The sequence below is a fragment of the Peribacillus sp. SRI_006 genome (assembly GCF_057586375.1).
This window is the reverse complement of the sequence record NZ_JBYCZT010000010.1, coordinates 178,158-197,965: the sequence shown is the minus strand read 5'-3', so window position 1 is coordinate 197,965 and position 19,808 is coordinate 178,158. Positions and strand designations below refer to the sequence as shown.

19 protein-coding genes are annotated in these 19,808 nt (G+C 39.5%); 5 read left to right on the top strand and 14 right to left on the bottom strand.

Annotated elements, in window-relative coordinates:
- Window positions 1-23: 23 nt before the first annotated feature.
- Both AC2YHV_RS16350 and AC2YHV_RS16345 read right to left on the bottom strand, forming a co-directional pair.
- A complete protein-coding gene (locus AC2YHV_RS16350) occupies window positions 24-371 on the bottom strand; it encodes a VOC family protein (protein WP_034310877.1) in 348 nt (115 codons plus the stop codon).
- A gap of 210 nt (window positions 372-581) precedes the next feature.
- On the bottom strand, window positions 582-2,174 hold the full coding sequence (locus tag AC2YHV_RS16345; RefSeq protein ID WP_487373620.1) for a bifunctional metallophosphatase/5'-nucleotidase: 1,593 nt from the start codon (window positions 2,172-2,174) through the stop codon (window positions 582-584).
- Window positions 2,175-2,667: 493 nt separating this feature from the next.
- Between AC2YHV_RS16345 and AC2YHV_RS16340 the strand changes: the two genes are divergently transcribed.
- Entirely contained in the window at window positions 2,668-3,351 is a 684-nt protein-coding gene (locus AC2YHV_RS16340) for a DUF1796 family putative cysteine peptidase (RefSeq protein ID WP_487373619.1), read from the top strand.
- A 546-nt stretch (window positions 3,352-3,897) separates the two neighbouring features.
- The gene (locus tag AC2YHV_RS16335) at window positions 3,898-4,260 is read left to right on the top strand and encodes a hypothetical protein (protein WP_063574941.1); all 363 of its coding nucleotides are present in this window, start codon (window positions 3,898-3,900) and stop codon (window positions 4,258-4,260) included.
- Between the two features lie 116 nt (window positions 4,261-4,376).
- Here the strand turns inward: AC2YHV_RS16335 and AC2YHV_RS16330 are convergent, their stop codons facing one another.
- Window positions 4,377-4,583 (bottom strand): hypothetical protein, encoded by a 207-nt coding sequence (locus tag AC2YHV_RS16330; protein ID WP_487373618.1) that lies wholly within the window; start codon window positions 4,581-4,583, stop codon window positions 4,377-4,379.
- A 105-nt stretch (window positions 4,584-4,688) separates the two neighbouring features.
- Entirely contained in the window at window positions 4,689-5,132 is a 444-nt protein-coding gene (locus AC2YHV_RS16325; protein WP_096341135.1) for a cell wall hydrolase, read from the bottom strand.
- 394 nt (window positions 5,133-5,526) lie between these two features.
- Here AC2YHV_RS16325 and AC2YHV_RS16320 point away from each other — a divergent pair, with 394 nt between their 5' ends.
- Entirely contained in the window at window positions 5,527-6,708 is a 1,182-nt protein-coding gene (locus AC2YHV_RS16320) for a YhgE/Pip domain-containing protein (protein WP_487373617.1), read from the top strand.
- A 46-nt stretch (window positions 6,709-6,754) separates the two neighbouring features.
- Complete coding sequence (locus AC2YHV_RS16315) at window positions 6,755-7,285, top strand: PadR family transcriptional regulator (RefSeq protein ID WP_034310865.1); 531 nt, start codon at window positions 6,755-6,757, stop codon at window positions 7,283-7,285.
- A 622-nt stretch (window positions 7,286-7,907) separates the two neighbouring features.
- Here the strand turns inward: AC2YHV_RS16315 and AC2YHV_RS16310 are convergent.
- The 6 genes from AC2YHV_RS16310 to AC2YHV_RS16285 form a co-directional block, all read right to left on the bottom strand.
- Window positions 7,908-8,402, bottom strand: coding sequence for a DinB family protein (locus tag AC2YHV_RS16310; RefSeq protein WP_487373616.1), 495 nt, complete (start codon window positions 8,400-8,402; stop codon window positions 7,908-7,910).
- A 505-nt stretch (window positions 8,403-8,907) separates the two neighbouring features.
- Window positions 8,908-9,486, bottom strand: coding sequence for a TetR/AcrR family transcriptional regulator (locus tag AC2YHV_RS16305; protein WP_063574937.1), 579 nt, complete (start codon window positions 9,484-9,486; stop codon window positions 8,908-8,910).
- A 111-nt stretch (window positions 9,487-9,597) separates the two neighbouring features.
- Window positions 9,598-11,241, bottom strand: coding sequence for an amidohydrolase (locus AC2YHV_RS16300; protein ID WP_487373615.1), 1,644 nt, complete (start codon window positions 11,239-11,241; stop codon window positions 9,598-9,600).
- 43 nt (window positions 11,242-11,284) lie between these two features.
- Complete coding sequence (locus AC2YHV_RS16295; RefSeq protein WP_487373614.1) at window positions 11,285-12,652, bottom strand: APC family permease; 1,368 nt, start codon at window positions 12,650-12,652, stop codon at window positions 11,285-11,287.
- 55 nt (window positions 12,653-12,707) lie between these two features.
- On the bottom strand, window positions 12,708-13,646 hold the full coding sequence (gene speB, locus AC2YHV_RS16290; RefSeq protein ID WP_063574934.1) for an agmatinase: 939 nt from the start codon (window positions 13,644-13,646) through the stop codon (window positions 12,708-12,710).
- A 1,186-nt stretch (window positions 13,647-14,832) separates the two neighbouring features.
- Window positions 14,833-15,054 carry a hypothetical protein gene (locus AC2YHV_RS16285; protein ID WP_487373613.1) on the bottom strand — a complete coding sequence of 74 codons (222 nt, stop codon included), beginning with the start codon at window positions 15,052-15,054 and terminating at the stop codon, window positions 14,833-14,835.
- Between the two features lie 353 nt (window positions 15,055-15,407).
- On the opposite strand from AC2YHV_RS16285, the gene brnQ reads away from it, so the two are divergent.
- Window positions 15,408-16,748: a branched-chain amino acid transport system II carrier protein gene (gene brnQ, locus AC2YHV_RS16280; RefSeq protein WP_057279088.1), complete on the top strand. Its 1,341-nt coding sequence runs from the start codon at window positions 15,408-15,410 to the stop codon at window positions 16,746-16,748.
- A gap of 295 nt (window positions 16,749-17,043) precedes the next feature.
- Here the strand turns inward: brnQ and AC2YHV_RS16275 are convergent, their stop codons facing one another.
- From AC2YHV_RS16275 to sdaAB, 4 genes are all read right to left on the bottom strand, one after another.
- Window positions 17,044-17,574 (bottom strand): DinB family protein, encoded by a 531-nt coding sequence (locus AC2YHV_RS16275; RefSeq protein WP_487373612.1) that lies wholly within the window; start codon window positions 17,572-17,574, stop codon window positions 17,044-17,046.
- A 158-nt stretch (window positions 17,575-17,732) separates the two neighbouring features.
- Window positions 17,733-17,879, bottom strand: a complete 147-nt coding sequence (locus tag AC2YHV_RS16270; protein ID WP_197281894.1) for a YuzK family famiily protein — start codon at window positions 17,877-17,879, stop codon at window positions 17,733-17,735.
- Window positions 17,880-18,178: 299 nt separating this feature from the next.
- Window positions 18,179-19,054, bottom strand: a complete 876-nt coding sequence (gene sdaAA / locus AC2YHV_RS16265) for an L-serine ammonia-lyase, iron-sulfur-dependent, subunit alpha (RefSeq protein ID WP_053536547.1) — start codon at window positions 19,052-19,054, stop codon at window positions 18,179-18,181.
- 40 nt (window positions 19,055-19,094) lie between these two features.
- Complete coding sequence (sdaAB, locus tag AC2YHV_RS16260; RefSeq protein ID WP_034310833.1) at window positions 19,095-19,757, bottom strand: L-serine ammonia-lyase, iron-sulfur-dependent subunit beta; 663 nt, start codon at window positions 19,755-19,757, stop codon at window positions 19,095-19,097.
- Window positions 19,758-19,808 lie beyond the last annotated feature (51 nt).

Here is a 19,808-nt window from a genome sequence, read left to right as displayed (position 1 = left end):
CCTTTCAAGTGAATGACAACTCGTTATTTCTCCCAGAGCTCGATCAGTCGACCTTCAGGATCTTCAATCCAAATGAACTTTCCAAATTCACTAATCTCTTTTTTCTTTGCAAGAGGTACACCAATATGTTCAAGATGCTTAATAGTCTCGTTTAGATTATGTACTTCGAAATTTAACATCACTTGTTGTTCTGTTGGAAAATAACTGTCATTCTCGGTAAAGAAAGAAAAGATCGTCTCATTTCCTAATTGCGGTTTTATCACAGTCCCATTCCAATTTTCTATTTCAAGCTTCAGCACTTCACTGTACCACTTTTTTACAGATTCAAGATTCTTAGTTCTCCAAAATATTCCTCCAAAACCTTTTATCATCGTATCTAACTCCTGTCTGTCATCCAATTTTCATCTATCCGATTACATTAGATATTCGAGATTTACATTTCAAGTTCCTTCTTCAACTATACTGCCCCTCTAGTTCATTACTATATTTCCCCTAGGATGAAGGCAAATTGGACTAACCTGCTTACATTAGGGAAAAGGCGTTCCTGCTTAATACAGAAACGCACCCGTTATGTTTCCCCTTCATTCTTTCAATGAATGGGAGGGATACTTCTGTTGGATATGACGTATAAGTGCAGTGACAACTTGCGGACCGGATTCTACGAGTCTGCCTTGTTCAAATGCAGTGAAGTTATCACCGCCTGAAGCTAAATAATCACTAACCGCTACTTCATATTCGGTGCTTGGCTGAATCTCTTGACCCTTCTTGTCTTTCAGCACAACGACGCGGCTGCCAATTGGAGCTTTGGCTTCCCAATCATACGTTAAGCCAACCGTTTGTAACCTATTTTCATAATCTTTCGCCCACTGCTGCTCTAAAGCAAGTTTTATCTGGTCACCCGTTAAAATTAACTTACTGACATTATGCCCCATAGGCACGTTTGTATAAAGGTCTTCTACAGTGATCTTCCCTTTTTTTAAACTTTTCCGCATTTCGCCTTGATGGACAAAAGCTATATCTACCCCCATGGCTTCGCGCTCAGATTCTGCAATCATTTTCGCTAATGGCGATTCACCGTTTGCATCTTGATTTCGTCTGATTTCTTCCGGCATTTCCCCTATTACCTGATTAAAATTGCTCCCCAATCTTTTTCTATATTTATTTAGAAGGGCGACCGTTTCTTCATCCGGTTTTATATGATGATGTGAAGTGGCAATGATCTTTGCTTGTTTCTTAACAATCATTTTAGAATACGGGTCAATTTCAAGCTTTACTTGAGAAAAGGCTTTCCCATTAGAGTAAGCTTGAACGATCAGTTTACCGGCTGCAACCGTATTGGCATATTCATGGCTGTGACCCGCAAAAATGACATCGACCTCATCATCGATTTTTGGAGCCATCTCCACTAAAGCCCCCGTGGAATTTGCTCCTGCCTTTTCTGATTTAGCTGAATCATGTGCCAGTACAACAATCACTTTGATCCCTTTTTCCTTTAAAAGCTTTACGGTTCGGTTAATAGCTGAAACTTCATCCGTAATTTCTACTTCTTTTCGATTTTCAGGAGACACATACATGTTGGTCTCTTTTGTGACCACACCGATGAATCCAATATCAATTCCATCCATTTGTTTAATAACATACGGTGGTAACAAGGGAATGCCCGACTTTCTGTCGATGATATTTGCAGAACTGTAAGCAGTATTGGCACCTTGAAAATACCCTGTTTTTTTATTGAATCCCCCATGAATAAGACGTTTCATTTCATTTACGCCTTCGTCCAATTCATGATTTCCAGGTGTCCCGACATCAAAATGTAGGAGGTTTAAAAATTCGATCGTGGGTTCGTCTTGAAATTGAGAAGAGATTGGAGGGCTTCCTCCTACCATATCGCCAGCATGAACGAGTAATGTATTTGGGTTTTCTTGTTTATACTTTTTTAAATAGGCAGCCAAGTATTCAGCACCGCCTGCCATGTTTCCTGAAACCATTTGATATTTGTTTAGTTGGCCGTGAAAATCATTAACGCCTAATAATTGTAGTTGAATGTAGCGGTTGGATGTGGAATGATTCGTTGAGGAATGATTGGATGAGAATGCTGTGATTTTATAAGTTACGAAAATGATGATAAATACCAAGATGAACAAAGAAGTTATGGCCGCCTGAAATTTTGACAACTTCGGATCCCTCCCTCTAGATGTAAATTAAGAATAACTCTAGAGTTTTATATCCGTATAAAGGGACCGTGATTTTTTGTTATGTTTTATATAATAATTATTAAATGAACCCCGTACATGCATATCTTTTTTAAAAAACTCATACGGCTAAACATTTAGACAACCAGCAACTGTGTTGTTTAGAAAGGCTCCCATTTCCCTTCCATTATTTGTTCTAAAATAGCTGATCCAATAAATAAAGGAATTGCCGACCAGTTCCAGGTGTTAAAAAATAAAGTGCCCTTTAGTTTAAGTACAATACTTTACAAATTAGCCTTCGGCAGAAGGAAAGTTTGGTATCTTACTCCTATTGTTCAACAATGAAAAAAAGGCTTCCGTAGAAACCTTATAACCTATTTATTTAAGTTGACATCTTATTTACACACATTTATAAATTGTCCAATCAAATAGACTGGCTCTGTTATAGAATATTAAAAAGCAGAGGAGTGATTATTTGAAGTTATCGGAGATAAAAGGATCTTATGAATTGATCGCTGGTTTGGGCAGCTGGTGCGGACCTGCCCTCCATACAAAGAGGTATGATTTAAGAAGGAATTCATTTCCTTTGGATTGGGTTCAATCTGGTTTCCTCCCTGAAGTAAATAGATTATTAAAGAATAAATTTGAGGGATATATGGAGTTAGAAAATATGCATGAGAAAGATATACTCGCTCATTTTGTTGATGAAGGAAATGTTGTTCTTGAACCAGGGGGTACTCAACCATCAAAAGCACATTTTATTCATGATAGCCACTATAAGATAGATTCCGTCCATGATTTTCCGAAGATACCAAATCAAGATTGGACAGTTCAATATCCAGCATTTAAAAATAAGCTGAATCACCGCATCCAAAATTTCCTTACAAAAATCCAGCAAAGTAAAAATACATTATTCATCAGATATGAGTGGTCAACGGCGAACTATGAAGATATTATCGAATTACAATCTATTTTATCTCAACTTACAACGGGTAAGTTTACCCTGTTGATCATGCAGCCAGTAGATGGTGGTTTAACAGGAGTTAAAGATATGAACTGGCCCCATGATGGGATTTGCTTTGTACATGTTCCTCGCAGTAATCCCAGTGATAATGCCATATGGGATCATGTTTTACAAGGAATAACTTTAACGAATTAGACATAAAGGCAGGGTTTCCTGGCTTTTTTTTTAGGCTGTTTTCCCATACTTTGTTGCGATTTACCAGGTAGTGAGTTGTGGTTGATTTCCCCTCCAGGTGCTCGCTTTCCGCGGGGCGGGCGGTGAGCCTCCTCGGCGTAAACGCCTGTGGGGTCTCACCTGTCCCGCTGCTCCCGCAGGAGTCTCGCACTTCCGCTCCAATCAACCTTAAATAGTTTCGTTTTAAAAACAACAATCTTTACGAAAAGAGCCTTTTTTTATTAAATAATTTCGATTCCTAAGTAAAGAAAAGTTCCTTTCCTCATCGTGCACACTGAAAATTAATGGCTATTGCACCCAATTAATTTAATAGAATTTATAACGATCGTGTTTTATATGCTGATATTGCAGTATAGGAAAAGTGCTGAGGAGCCCTAATAAAAAGCTGGACTGTTCCTGGTTACAGGAAAGCAAGACCGCTGTATGGATGTTTAAAAAATTGGCCCAGAGCACAATAATATAGGCAACGTATGTATGTCTTTATTCCGCCAAAGGAGGAGTATCCATTTGAAGATTTCTTCAATATCATTCATAGAACCTCCCGTTTATCATGAATTCCCTCCCCTCTATGAAGGTTTAGGGCTGCCTGAGTTATCTTCATTCATTCAGCAGCGATTTGAATTTGCATATACCTTGGGGAAAGCCGAAAGAACGGGGCTTGCTAGCATCCGCTTTTATAAACGCCAGGGGGATTTCGAAGTACATATACCTGATAAGATGCCAGGAGTGGGACCAATGAAGCTTCGGGAATTGAAGGGGTTGTTACTGGAGAAAGCCAAAGCAGCATTCATCGAAAATATTGAATCCGAACCAAAGAAAAGAAAGGTCTACTACGCCGAATTTCGTCGCCCTCGGAAAGATGCTGAATAAGTGTGCTATCCGACAAACTGGAGCTATCATTGTTGTCTTGTTGAATTTATTTTATAAAAAGAGTTCGTACATTAACTTCCACTCTAAAAAAGGTTGCCGCAGCAACCTCCCTTGTTTTAATAATCCGTCTTATTTTCATTATCCAAATCATCATCAAGAAAAGACTTTTTATCTTCCTCCCTCATTCCATACTTTTTTTCAAGAAATTGACCAATATTTGAATGGTTTATTCCTCTTCTCACTGCTGTTTCAATAACTATATAGAGAATGAATCCCCCAACAATATAAAATATTATAGCCTTCACTAAAAATCCCCCAAACAACAACTCATTTCCCCCTTTATTTTACCAAAAAAACCTTATTGGAGTGCCCGATTATTGCCTAAAAAAAAGGAGCTGCTAATCAGCTCCTTGAAATGAAATAACGGCCTAACCTCCTGTATAAACACTTTCACATGTTCCAGGTTTTGGTTCATAATAACAATGATTTTTAAATTGACCGGCAAAAGGTTGATCGTACCAAGTCGGTGGGCATGGAGCATATGGATTAAAATACCAAAGCGCATATTTCCCTGGGTGTTGCCTCCAATAATCCAAATTCTGTTTTGCTAATCTTTTTTCAGCAGTTCTCGCTCTTTGATAAAATACATTCCCTTTTTGAACAGCTTCAAAAGAATAATTTCCTCCTTGTACATGAAAAATGACTTGTGGAATTGTTCTTAACTCTTTAAAGTCTAAACAATTTGCCTTAAGGCGATTAACAATTACATTTCCAACATACAACATTCCTTGCAGTCCTTCACCTTCGGCTTCAGCTCTCATCATCCTTGCCATTAAATCCACGTCTGAACTTCGATAATTTACTCTTGGCATTTTTTCACCCCAAATATATCGTATGAAAAACAGCCTGCACTAATGTCATCATTTGTGAAAATGACACTCTCCTGCAGTAGAGGAGGATTTTGTCGAGGTAGTATTAAACTCGTTTAGTAACACCGAGAAAATGGGTGTCTTAATGGAATGAAATCAAGATCCTATATGCTAGTCAGAGAAGGATTTTTTTTGCACACAAGGTTGCCGAAGGAATCTAAATAACAAATCCCCAAAGTGTCGGGGGTTTTTCTTTTGAATAAAGAAACATAAAATTTTTCGATTGACTTTATGTAAAAAATAAAATAAAGTTCTAAGTACTTCATTTAAACTACTATAACTTGAGTACTTAAAATTGAGTAATATACTTTAAAACAAAAAAGGATGGATTCAACATATGAAATTTACTGCATTCTTAAAAACAAGAGGTGCAACAGCGGCGATCTTTATGGGGGTTTTCTATGCAGTTGCCATGCTAGGCATCTTTTTGCCTGGGTATACAGCCATTCCAGGAAATGTCGATAAATTACCTATCGCCATCATCAATGATGATGTTGGTAAAAATGGGGCAATGATCGCCGAAAATTTACAAGAAAATTTACCCTTTAAAGAAATCGAGACGGATATAACAAATAAACAAGCCTTAAAAGATTTGGAGCACAATGATTTAGCATTAGTCGTACACATCCCAAAAACCTTCTCTGAAAATATTCAAAAAGGTGAAGCGTCATCAAGCATCGACTTTACAATCAATGAGGCAGGGGCAACAGTCGTTTCTTCAACCATGAATTCTGTCGTAACTGAAATTAACAATCAGTTAAGCACACAATTCTCGCAACAAACAGCTCAGGGCGTATTGATGAACTTTAATGTACCAGAAAAGCAAGCTGCTGAATTAGCGGAAAAGATTGAGAAGTCCTATGTAGGAAATGTCGTTACAATCAATGAAATACCCGATGGCATGAATCATAATATGCTGCCGATGTTCTTAACAATGGCCGGTTATGTAGGGGCAATGATCGGGGCCATGCAATTAGTAGGTGCATTTAGAGCCAGCCGGGGAAAAGCAAGCAAAACACGGTTATTCGCTTATGTGCAAATGGCTGCATTATTGATTGCCGTGGTTTCATCAATCATCGCTGTAGGTGTAGCCTATTTAATTGACAAGCCAAGCGGTGACCTATTCTTCGGTATAGTAGGTCAACAAATACTGAACTATATGGTATGTTTTAATTTCACCGCGATTTTAATCTTCTTATTTGGTGAAGGCGGCATGATTTTAAACTTACCGATTTTATTAATGCAAACAATAGCGAATGGTGCCACCATCACACGTGATATGATGCACGCACCATATGAATGGATGAGCCACATTTCACCGATGTATTACTCTGTGCAAGCATACTTTGCAAACCTATTTGGCAGCATCAGTCCAAGTCCGTATATTTGGTCAATGGCTGCGGTAGGCGCCGCTGCAATGTTAATTAACATGGCTATTGTCGCGTTTTTACACAAACCGATGCCAGTACAAGTTTCTGAAACAGAAGTTGAAAAGAAAGCGGCAGAAATCACAGCTTAGGTTTTGCTACAATAAGGAGATAATACTTCTTAAAGGAGCGTAGAAAATGTCTATTCAAATTTTTATATTGAGCAAGCTGATGGAGGATAAAAATTATCCTTATAAATTAAAAAAGCAGCTTTCAGAACCTATTCCATTGGATCGCCTGGGCGGATTAACGGAAAGTAAACTGTACTACCATTTTGAATCATTGGTGAAACAAGGTTTAGTCGAGCCAGTCGAAGTGATAAAAGAAGAACATCGGCCTGATAAACAGGTATTTGCGATTACGGATAAGGGTCGCGAAGAACTACCAAAAAAAATCTATAAATTATTTGAAAATGCGGATGAAATCAAGGATATGATTGTCGGTTTAGCCAACATCAAGTATGTGGACCGGGATAAAGTAGTAGATATATTAGAAAGAAAAGTAAAGTCCATCAAGGCTATTTGGGAGCAGCTTGGGAATTTCGAGCCAGAACCTAAAGGCAACGAGAATATTCGTGAATTTTTAGAGGGTTATTTTTCGACCAGGACAGATCACACAATATCTTGGTTTGAAGAGTTAATCAAAAGGATTAAGACAAAGGAATTGTGAGTTTACTTACAGGCAAATTCGAGTTGATTTCAGAAATCCGCTCCCTTTCCGCCGACAGTCTGCCAAGCCTCCTCGACGCATGCGTCTGTGGGGTCTCGGCTAGCCAGTATTCGGCAGGGGTGTCGCATATTTCTTCCATCCAATGAGGAGTACAGGAGAAAAATTTAAAGAATAAACTAAACTTGGTTCGGAATAGACCAGCCTGCAGTTTTTATTTAAAAAAACGTTCCAGTTGATTGGAACGTAAGGTACGAGACTCCTGAGGGAAAAGCGTGGCCAAGGGAGACCCCGCAGGCCTTGCCGAGGGCGGACCGCCCGCGGTAAGCGAGTGCCTGGAGTGGAAATCAACGATCAGATTTACTAACCCTCAAAAACGTTCCAGCTGATTTCAGAAATCCGCTCCCTTTCCGCCGACAGTCTGCCAAGCCTCCTCGACGCATGCGTCTGTGGGGTCTCGGCTAGCCAGTATTCGGCAGGGGTGTCGCATATTTCTTCCATCCAATGAGGGCTTCTTCTCTAAAAAAAAGTAGGAAAAAATACGGGAACGTCCGATTTGGACGTTCCCGTTCTTATTCATTAAAGCTCCCTATAATCGAATCATTGTAAAGCTAATGAAGCTTTTTTAAAAGCTGCGTTTCTCTGGCCAAGCTCCTTGCATTTTACTAAGGAATACAATTTGCCCAATATGATATGCGTCGTGCATGGCTAAACTCTTCAATTCAAGCACTAATGAATTATCTTCTCCCGGGACCTGTCTATACAAATCTTCGTGATCTGATTTTGCTAGTACTTTTCCAAGTTCGCGATGAACATAAAAGTATTCTTGTTTTGTTTCTTTCCAATTTTCTAACGTCTCAGTTGGTAGTCGAAATGTAGAGTCATTATTTTCTGCCTGTGGTTCATTCTCTGTTTCACCAAGAAACCGCATCAGAAATCTCTTTTCATAGAAAAGTAAATGACAAACTAATTCCCAAATGGAATTCATTGCACCATCAGCTGGTTTCCAAATTGCCTGTTCAAAAGTAATATCCTCTAGCACTTTTTCAAGTGGTGGAAACCAGTCTTCTTCATCTAAGCAGCTTGCCCATTGTTGTAATAAAAGGGTCTTTACATCCATTTTCCATTCCCTCCAATTTAATCCCTTTAATAGATAATCCCTTTGGTCAACATTCATTTGCGACGTGTTTTAGATAACTAACCAAGTTGTCATGCCAATTCCTTGTTCAATTAAACTGGCCCTTTAAACGGAACAATGAACGTTCCGTTATTTGGAAAATTCTGATAATATCAGTTTATCATAAGTTGCGTTGACTGAGAAAGAACAACTGACCATTTTAGTAATCGTAAAGTTATCTTTTATATGTTTGATGGGACTTTACCAATTTCAGGATATTGGAAGAGACTTCGATTTTAGGCGCGAGACTCCTGCGGGAGAAGCGTGTCCAGGGGGAGACCCCACAGGCGCATAGGCGCCGAGGAGGCTTCCCGGAGACCGCCCGTGAGAAGCGAGTTCCCTACGTTCCAATCAACGAATCACTGTACAGCCCCTCACTGACTTAATCGGAATGAGCAGATAAGTAGTCCGATTTGATCGTTTTTAGAGCATGAACTTTTCTAACGTATCATCCACTTAGTCCATACCAAAAATTTTCCCATATATTTTGAATTCTAGGTTCCATATTCTCTTTACCATAATAAGAAAATTCCATGAATATCCCATCAATCAAACAGAAATAGGACATGATTAAATTCTCGATTTTCCCTTGGCGTATTTCTTTTTTGTCTATTCCTTCGACAAAGATAGCATGTAAGATAGCGGAAAATGATTCTTCAGATCTAAGGAAACTTTCATTTAAGATGTGCTTCAAATGCTCCGGCGGGAAAATCATTGCCCTCTTTAAAAATGTTGCTTTATCTTCATGGTTTTTATAATAGTTACAAGTATCTAGAAGGATGTGCTTTAGCTTTTCTTCAGAAGAGAGTGTATTTATCTCTTCGACAAATTGTTCGACCTGGTGTATATGCTCTTCCAGGATTTCTTCAAACAGACACAAGAAAAGGTCATCCTTATTTTTGAAATGGTTATAGATTGAGGGTTTTTGTATACCTACCCTCTTGGCAATTTCAGATAAAGCAGTTCCCTCGTATCCGTACTTGGTAAAAAGTGATAAGGAAATGTTTTTTATTTCATTTTTTGTCATAATGAGCCTCCAAACTATCCAACGTCAGTTAATTTCATTATAAACTCATTTCCTTTTTTAAACTAAATATTTAACACCTTGGAACATGGTTCTTTCTCTAAAAGATAAGAATTAGAATATGCTTGATAAAGAAGTTTCTTCGCTTTTATACATAACTTTCCCATCGTTTATTGTTAGTTCCACTTTAGTTTCGAGCACTTCACTTTCTGGAATATCAAATAGATTTCTGTCTAAAACCACAAGGTCAGCAAGTTTCCCCTCTTCTAATGTACCTAGCTCGTGCTCCCTGAAACATCCATGGGCTGAGCCATATGTATATGCTTGCAATGCCTCTGCCAAAGTGAGTTTTTGTTCAGGATGCCATGTGTTTTGTGGATTTCCGCTACTATCCACTCTAGTAATCGCAGTATATATTTGCCGCATTGGATTTAATGAGATGGAAACCGGAAAGTCTGTTCCTAAAGCTAAAGATGCACCTGTATTTAATAGCGACTTCGTCAGGAACACAATTTTTTCCCTTTCAGGACCTATTATTGAAGAATATACCTCTCTTGATGAAGCAGCCATGTGATCAGGCTGCATCGAGGCAATGACCCCCAGTTTTGAAAAACGTTCAATGTCATCCGAATCAATTACTTCAATATGCTCGACTGTATGCCTTGAGTCTCTTTTTCCATTCTTGCGTACAGCTTCTTCAAAAGCGTCTAAAGCTAAACGAATTGCCGCATCTCCAATAGCGTGAAACCTGATTCTAAATCCGAGTTCATCCGCTTTAACAACTCGATCGATCAATACTTCTGTATCTAGAGCTGGATGACCGCAAATATCCAATTGATCGGAGTAAGGTTTCAGGAAGTAAGCGGTATGGCCCGTGACTGTTCCATCAACGAATTGCTTTAATCCTGAGAATTGCAGTTTCTTTGATACATATTTATTTCTCAGTATTTGAGCTTTGTCCAAATTGCCATCCAATTCAGGAGTGATATGAAATCTAGTCGTTAATTCTCCTTGCTTATCCAATTTCTCAAAAAGATCATAGTCTTGAAGGAAGTCATCTATTGGCGCAAACAAATCGTTTACAGAAGTAATTCCATATTGCGATAACAATCGTAAAAACTCTTTTAATATCGTTTCTTTTTTATTTTGTGTTAACCGTAATGCCTCTTTTAAAACGATTTGCTGGGCTTCTTCATATAAAATTCCAGTAAGTAAACCATTCTTATCTCTTTCATAGCGACCAAAATCCGGATCACGTATTTCCTCAGTAACTCCTGCTAATTCCATGGCCTTACTGTTCACCCATGTATAATGACCTTCGGCATGAAAAAGAACGACAGGACGATCTGGGATGACAGCGTCAAGAATTCTATAATGGGGCTCTTGTTTATCATGCCAATAACCTGCATCCCATTGCATGCCGATAATCCATCCTTCCTCAGGACATTCTTTAGAAAACTCCAGTACTTTTGCAGCCACTTCTTGAGCTGACCTGGCTTCAAATAAATTAATACTAGTTAAACTTAGTGCACTGAACATAATGTGGAGATGAAAATCATGAAATCCAGGCATAATCAATTGATTTCCATAGTTAAATACTTTTGTACCACTTCCTATAAAAGGTTCAATCTCTGCTTTTGAACCTACACTCAAAATTTTGTCACCTAAGATAGCTATTGCCCCAGACGTTGGCTCATGTGTAAGCCCTGTGAAAATAGCATCACTGGAAAGGACAATATCCGCTTTTTTAATAGTCATGGAGTTTACCTCTTTTCATTCAAAATAATAAAACAGTAACTGATCATTGCACGAGTTTCACATCGAATTCTTCTTTTTGCTCTGCAAAATTCAGTTCAGGAGGACGTTCCTTAAACATTTTTGTTAAGTACAATAAGTAAATGAACCCTACTGTCATCCATGTGATTCCTAATACTAATGAATGGATATCCAACTTTGTCATAAACAATATAGTTATGCCGGTGCCTATTAAGGGAAGAAGGAAATATAAAATGATACTCTTAGGAGATCTCTGCTTCTGTCTCACAAAATAATGGATAAGCACTGCAAGATTAACGAAAGTAAAAGCAAACAGCGCCCCAAAATTAATGAAAGAGGTAGCCGTTGCGATATCCAAAAATACGGCGCTCATTGCAACACAAGCAATGATCAAGATATTGAATATGGGCGTTTGATATTTTGGGGAAACATATCCGAAAATCCGCTTAGGCAGAACATTATCTCTCCCCATTGCATACAAAATCCGGGCTCCGCTGCCTCCTGAAGCTATCGCAGAGGCAGTAGCGGATGTCACTACGACAGAAACAAACAAACTATTCAGAAAATTACCCCCGGTATAAATCATGATATCGACTATAGCTGTATCAGGGTTCTTAAAAGCATTGAAATTCGGGAAAATCGATTGTGCAAAATAGGTAGCTGCAACAAATAATGACCCTCCGATCAATGTCGTAGCATAAATAGCTTTAGGAAGTGTTTTTTTCGGATTTTTGGTCTCTTCTGCAAGTGTAGTAACCGCATCAAACCCAAGAAAACTAAAACATAATAAAGGTACAATCGAAAGCAGATTATTAATATTCACGTCTGAACTAAAAAAAGGATCTTTAGAAAACAACTCCCCTGTGCCTTTTCCTGCTAAAAGTCCATTTATGCAAAGCAGACTGAAGATCATAATAAAAAGAAATTGAAATATCACCAAAAAGGTATTCACATTTGCAGCGACCTTAATTCCAAAAATATTAATCGTTGTCACAGCAATGATAAAAGAAATGATAACGGCAACGATAGGAATACCAGGGAAATAAGCATTCACCATAATCCCAAAAAGTAAAGCGCTGATCATAGGACTGAAAAGATAATCCAATAAAATCACCCATCCTACCAGGAAACCAAGGTGTGAATTAATCCCTTTCTGCACAAAGGTATAAGCTGACCCGGTAGTGGGATATACCTGAACCATTTTTGCGTAACTATATGAAGTGAATAGCATGACAATTAACGCGATTATGTATGCTGTCGGAATCATTCCATGGGTACGATCAATAGCGATGCCATATGTGCTAAAGACTGTCACAGGCGCCATAAAGGAAAGTCCAAATACAATTACATATCTTGTATTCAGTGAACGCTTAAGCTCGGGTAATCCTTTCATCGCAAAGAGCTGCCTCCTTTATTAAATAAATGGGCTGTTTTTAAGTTGAAGTGATTTAATTATCTTCTTTCGCACCTAATGCTGCCAGGCTGGCAAATTCATGTACAAGTGTTGCCGCTAAAAGTGAAGTGATTTGACTTGGATCATATGAAGGCAGCACTTCAACAACGTCATATCCTATAAAGTTAAATCCAGTTAGGGAACGTATCATTTTTAATGTATCATAGCTGCTAAAACCACCAATTTCAGGTGTACCTGTTCCTGGGGCAAAAGAAGGATCAACGAAATCTATATCAAATGTCAAGAAACAAGGGGTGTTACCAATCGTTTTTCTAATCTCTTTCAAAACATCTTCAAATCCACGATTGGAAAGTTCACCAGTTGTAATCAGGCGATAACCTAAATCGAGGCTTGCCTGTAAATCTCCAGAGTGGTTTAGCGTGCCGCGGATTCCTATTTGAAACACTTTATCTTCCTGCAGTAAACCTTCTTCGTGGGCACGAATGAAAGGAGATCCGTGCCAATATTTTTCCTCATAATATGTATCCCAGGTATCTGTATGGGAATCAAAATGAATCATGGCTACTGGTCCATATACCTTTGCCGCAGCTCGTAAACTAGCTAAAGTAACAGAATGGTCTCCCCCTAATCCAATCGGTATGACCCCTTTGGACATCAATTCATGAATGGATTCCTTCATTAGCTCATAGCTTCGATGAATATTATGGGGAATAACAGGGATATCGCCAATATCAATGGCGTTCATTTGTTCAAAAGGATATACATCATGAATCGGATGATAGGGAAACAGGGTCATGGATGATTGGCGAATGGCTTGGGGAGCAAACCTGGCTCCTACCCGAAAAGACGCTGCTGTATCAAAAGGCATACCTACAATTGCCAGCTTTGCATCATGCTTTTGAGAAGGTAAACGCATAAAAGTCCCTGTTGTACAAAACTCTGGCTTTACATCTGGTGTAAGTGGATATTTCATAATTATCATCTCCTGGTTTTAAAAGTCTTCTGATATGATTTACAAATACGATGTGTAATCGCTTACAAATCATGATTCATTGAATTACTTTTTATGTATAACACCTACTTTTTTGCACTATATTAACTAACGGTAGTTAGTATTAAACCAAATATAAACACAATTGTTAAAAAAGTCAAACTATTTTTCAAGTCGATTTGTCTAAAAAAACGTTCAGTGATTCCGGAAATACGCTCCCTTTCCGCCGACTGTCTGCCAAGCCTCCTCGACGCAAGCGTCTGTGGGGTCTCGACTAGCCAGTATTTCGGCAGGAGTGTCGCAAATTTCCTCCATCCATTAAGGATTACTGTAAAAAACCATGAAGGAGCATCTGGTCTTAAACTTGGTTCTAATGAGCCAGCATACGGTTTTTTCTTAAATTACATTTCAGGTGATGCCGGAAATACGCTCCCTTTCCGCGGACTGTCTGCCAAGCCTCCTCGACGCAAACGCCTGTGGGGTCTCGACTAGCCAGTATTTCGGCAGGAGTGTCGCAAATTTCCTCCATCCATTAAGGATTACTGTAAAAAAACATGAAGGAGCATCTAGCCTTAAACTTGGTTCTAATGAGCCAGCATACGGTTTTTTCTTAAATTACATTTCAGGTGATGCCGGAAATACGCTCCCTTTCCGCGGACTGTCTGCCAAGCCTCCTCGACGCAAGCGCCTGTGGGGTCCCGACTAGCCAGTATTTCGGCAGGAGTGTCGCAAATTTCCTCCATCCATCAAGGGTTACTGTAAAAAAACATGAAGGAGCATCTAGTCTTAAACTTGGTTCTAATGAGCCAGCATACGGTTTTTTCTTAAATTACATTTCAGGTGATTCCGGAAATACGCTTCCTTTCCGCCGACTGCCTGCCAATCCTCCTCGACGCAAACGTCTGTGGGGTCTCGACTAGCCAGTATTTCGGCAGGAGTGTCGCAAATTTCCTCCATCCATTAAGGATTACTGTAAAAAACCATGAAGGAATATCTAGTCTTAAACTTGGTTCTAATGAGCCAGCATACGGTTTTTTCTTATATTACATTTCAGGTGATTCCGGAAATACACTCCCTTTCCGCCGACTGCCTGCCAAGCCTCCTCGACGCGATTTTTCCCTAAACAACTACAATTAGCCTACCGTCCCCTCAAACAAAAACCGAAGTATTATCTATCATTTTCCCTGCTTCTTTTTCCTTCAAAATATATCGATGCCGCAAGAGCAATGATTGCAATTGAAACAATGCCAGATAACCAAAATAAGTCCATATCCGTGAAATACCCTACTATATTAACCATGGAAAGCGCGAATATTAAAATTAGTGATAAAACATCCTTTTTGTTTTGTTTCCGTTTTTCAAAGAACAATCCCAGTATTTTTTCAACCATTCTAAAACACCTCCTTATTTTTTCCACTCTAAATTCCATTATAATTCAACCGTCTAAACCGTCACTCTTTATCGTGGGCTCAAACTGCTTCGCGACGCAAAGCAGGTTTTTCCGTATCCTCATTTCCTTTATATTTCAAATTTCATGAGTATGAGCAGCCTTTAGATGTTCAAAATAAGATAAGGGCGGATCACTGATCATCAAGGTAAATAATAAAAAACAAAAAATATATTGAAATATCAATTTAATTTAGTTATAATACTGTACGGTCTTAGTATTACTGTTTATATAATTTTTAGAAAATTTAATAATTTTCTAAAATAGCAAATTTTGGTTTACTCGGAGGGTTTATTTTGTCTAATAAGGTTCCATCTTCATTTATAGTAGTGATTGGGTTCATGTTATTTGCCCTTTTCTTCGGTGCAGGGAATTTAATTTTCCCGCCAATGCTTGGTCAATCGGCAGGTACGAATATCTGGTCGGCTAATGCAGGGTTTTTGGTCACAGGAGTAGGATTACCGTTACTTGGTGTGCTGGCACTCGGTTTTTCTGGTAAAGATGACTTACAATCATTAGCAAGCCGTGTCCATCCAGTCTTTGGTATTGTATTCACAACCATTCTTTATTTAGCTATTGGTCCATTATTCGCCATGCCTAGAACAGGAAACGTTTCTTTTGAGATCGGTGTAAAACCTTTTTTGCCTGAAAATCCAGGTCCATTGCCTTTACTTATTTTCACCATCATCTTTTTTACAGTTTCATGCCTTCTTTCGCTCAATCCCGCGAAAATTGTCGAAATTGTGGGGAAAGTTTTGACACCCATCAAGTTGACGTTCATTGGAATCCTGGTGGTAGTCGCTTTCGTTAATCCAATTGGAGATTTTGAAGCACCTGCCGAGCACTATATGGTTCAACCATTTTTCAACGGGTTCAGAGAAGGATATTTAACCATGGATACTCTTGCATCTTTTGTTTTTGGCATCATCATCATTAATGCCATCAAAGAAAAAGGTGCCAAAACAAAAAAACAAATCATGATCGTTTGTGGAAAAGCGACTGCCATTGCGGCGGTTATCCTTGCTACCATTTATACAGCTCTCTCTTATATGGGTGCTTCAAGCGTTGGGGAACTTGGACGCTTGGATAATGGAGGCATTATCTTGGCGAAAGTCTCGGATTACTACTTTGGATCATATGGCGGGCTATTATTGGGATTAATGATCACAGTAGCTTGTATTACGACGAGCGTAGGACTCATTACCTCTTGCTCGACGTACTTCCATAAACTATTTCCAAGTCTGCCTTATAAAACGATTGCCATAAGTTTATCCATTTTCAGTGCAATCATTGCCAATATTGGACTAACTGAGTTAATTGCCATTTCAGTACCGGTTATGACAGCCATTTATCCATTAGCCATTGTTTTGATCTTCCTAACATTTCTTCATTCCTTATTTAAGGGAAGACCTGAAGTTTATCAAGGCAGCTTACTTTTAACATTCATCGTCAGTCTATTTGATGGATTAAATGGAGCAGGTGTACACATTACTTTCATCAATGATTTCTTCACTGCAATACTTCCTATGTATGAAGCTGGGCTTGGGTGGATCGTCCCTGCCATTGTTGGAGGATTCATCGGGTATGCAAGCAGCGTCTTAAAGTCGAAATTCGGTCATGATCACCAAATAGATTAAATGATATAAAGTCAGTCCAGGCATATAAACTGTAGACGAACTCGAGATAAGCGAGTTGAACTGCCCCGTAAATGTTAGACACCAAACTAACATTTACGGGGTGTTTTTTATGGCTAATTTTTCTGCCATAAAGGCAGCTCCAGACTGAAAGAAAGCAAGTTTATCTTCGGGTTCTTTATTTATTAAACATTCCTGTGGATAACGGTTAAAAACACTAAGGATAATCTAGTCCTGTTTTAAAATCATGGTTCGGGGTGGGACCATGTTGATAGCAGGGATTAAAACATCACATTTCTTAAATTTCACATTCATTTCGTAATTTCTTCAGCAATTGGAAAATCTGACCTCGATGATGTGATTCATGTTCAATCAAATGGTAAACGACCCATTCAGGTGTGACGTCATATTGATCAAGTACCCTCGGTTTACGCCAATCCGTCAGGTTCATCGTGCGGAAGTTTGAAAGAAATACCTCACGCACCTTATTGAGTCGGTAGAAATGTTCGTCCAATGTTTGTCCTTCAATATGATTTAGGGAGCCATCTTCAGCACGGCACCCTACTGGAAACAACGCGGATATTTCCGAATCCCATTCCGTAACAAGGACCTCTTCGTATAACCAATCTGCCTCTATCAGCGCGATGTGATATAACATCGAGCCAATCGTTTGCCTTTCATCGATTTTCGAATCGAGTATATTTTGGCTGATTCCAGTCAATTCCGATATAAGCGTACGGCGAACATCTTCTAAACACCATAGCCACCGCCCAATTTCCTCATCATAACCCGGTAATGCTGATACAAGCAATGCTCTTCTCTCCAACAAGACCATCCTCCTCTTCATGAACGTACATTCTATTTAAAAGTGTTGTTTCCTTCTTTTTAATGGAAAAATATCCTTTATGTCCGGACAAAAAGAGCAATCTTTTCGATTGCCCTTTTTCCAGGTTTCTCCGTTTATGTTATCGATATCGCAGATCGAAATTAGCTCCCCAAAAAAAGATTGGCTCTCATCTCCTCTGATATACGCCTGCCCTGTAAATAATCCTGTTCCCGTTCTTGTTCAACCATCATGCGTTGCTCCAGTTTTTGAGCATATAGTGCATAGCCGATTCCATGAGCCTGAAACATCGCTTTTTCCATTGCCGACGTGTACGTTAGTTCGAGAAAATTAATGAAGAATCAATCCTTCCCATAGTGAATTTCGTACTCATCTTATCATTGAAAGGGATAACTCACAAAGTTGCTACGGCTCCATATTCACTGATAATTCAGATTTTTTAACGACTGTTTCCATCTCCGTGTCCAAAAACGCCAAATCCCTCGGTCTTCCTCTAATTTCCTTTTTTCATTCACAAAAATAGCCTCATTTATTTTTAAGACAAATTAAAAATCCCATTAACAAACCTCTTGTTAATGGGATTGGATGTTTATTTATATGAACCGAAAATTTCCTTTGCTAATTTTCGCCCAGTAGGAGTCGCAGCCAGGCCGCCTTCTGCCGTTTCACGAAGTGCAACCGGCATGGTCAATCCTATTTTATACATGGCATCGATCACTTCGTCACATGGAATGCGGCTCGTAATGCCCGCAAGTGCCATATCAGCTGCCGTTATTGCGTTGGATGCACCCATTGCGTTACGTTTCACGCATGGAACTTCAACCAATCCAGCCACTGGGTCGCAAACCAATCCAAGCATATTCTTCAAAGTAATCGCCATCGCTTCTGCCGCTTGGCTTGGTGTACCGCCGGCCAGTTCCACTATCGCAGCTGCGGCCATTCCGCTTGCCGAGCCCACTTCTGCTTGGCAGCCACCAGCCGCTCCAGAAATGGAAGCATTGTTTGCAACCACGAATCCGAAGGCAGCGGAAGTGAAAAGAAATTCAATCATCTCTGCCCGGGTCGGGTTCAATTTTTCTTTCACGGCAAATAATGTACCGGGCACAACACCCGCAGAACCTGCAGTCGGAGTGGCACAAATCATCCCCATTGCTGCATTCACTTCATTCGTGGCAACAGCTTTACTGACGGCATCCAATAATAAATTACCTGCCAGTGCCTTGCCCGACTTGATATAATTTTGCAAAAGAACGGCATCTCCGCCCGTTAGGCCAGTCACGGATTGCACACCTTTCAGGCCTCTTTCCACCGCTTGTTCCATCACTGTCAAATTCCTGTCCATCTTTTCGATGATCTGTTCTCTCGACAGGCCTGAGAACTCCATTTCTTGTAAAATCATGATTTCCGCGATTTTCACATTTTTACTTTCAGCAAGTTCAACCAACTCTGCTACATTTCGGAACATGTTTTTACCTCCATATCTATGCCAGCACTTTTAATGATGATTATTCAACCATCCTTATGACTTGCGACACGTTTTCCAATCCTTCAATTTCCATCATGACATCGCTCTGGATTTTCTGATCGACTTCAATCACCATGAGGGCCATTTGGCCTTTTTCTTTTCGTGAGACTTCCATATGACCAATGTTAATTTCATGATTCGCCAATACGGTCGAAACGGATGATATGATTCCAAACACATCGTTATGCACGACTAAAATGGCTGGGTTTTCCCCTGACAATTTGAGCTTGAATGTATTCAGTTCCGTTATTTCTATCGTTCCGCCGCCAATCGAGATCCCGACAAGTTCCAATTCCTTATCCTCGTCGAACAATCTGATTTTGACTGTATTAGGATGATCCATCACAGTATCCTCGATTGTAAAGGAAACGTCCATACCGGCTTCTTCCGCTATCGTTAAAGAGGCAGGGATTCGTTCATCATCCGTATCAAAATCCAAGATCCCGCCTACGACAGCAACATCCGTACCGTGTCCCCTGTATGTTTTTGCAAAAGAACCATATAAAGAAATAATCGCTTTCTTCGGTTGCTTTCCAAATAATGTCCGTGCTACTCTGCCAATTCTGGCAGCTCCTGCTGTATGTGAACTTGAAGGTCCAATCATGACGGGACCGATTATATCGAATGCAGATCTGTATTTCATCGTGTAATGCCCCATTTCTGGCAATAAATTTTTTAACCGTCTTTTAAAGTG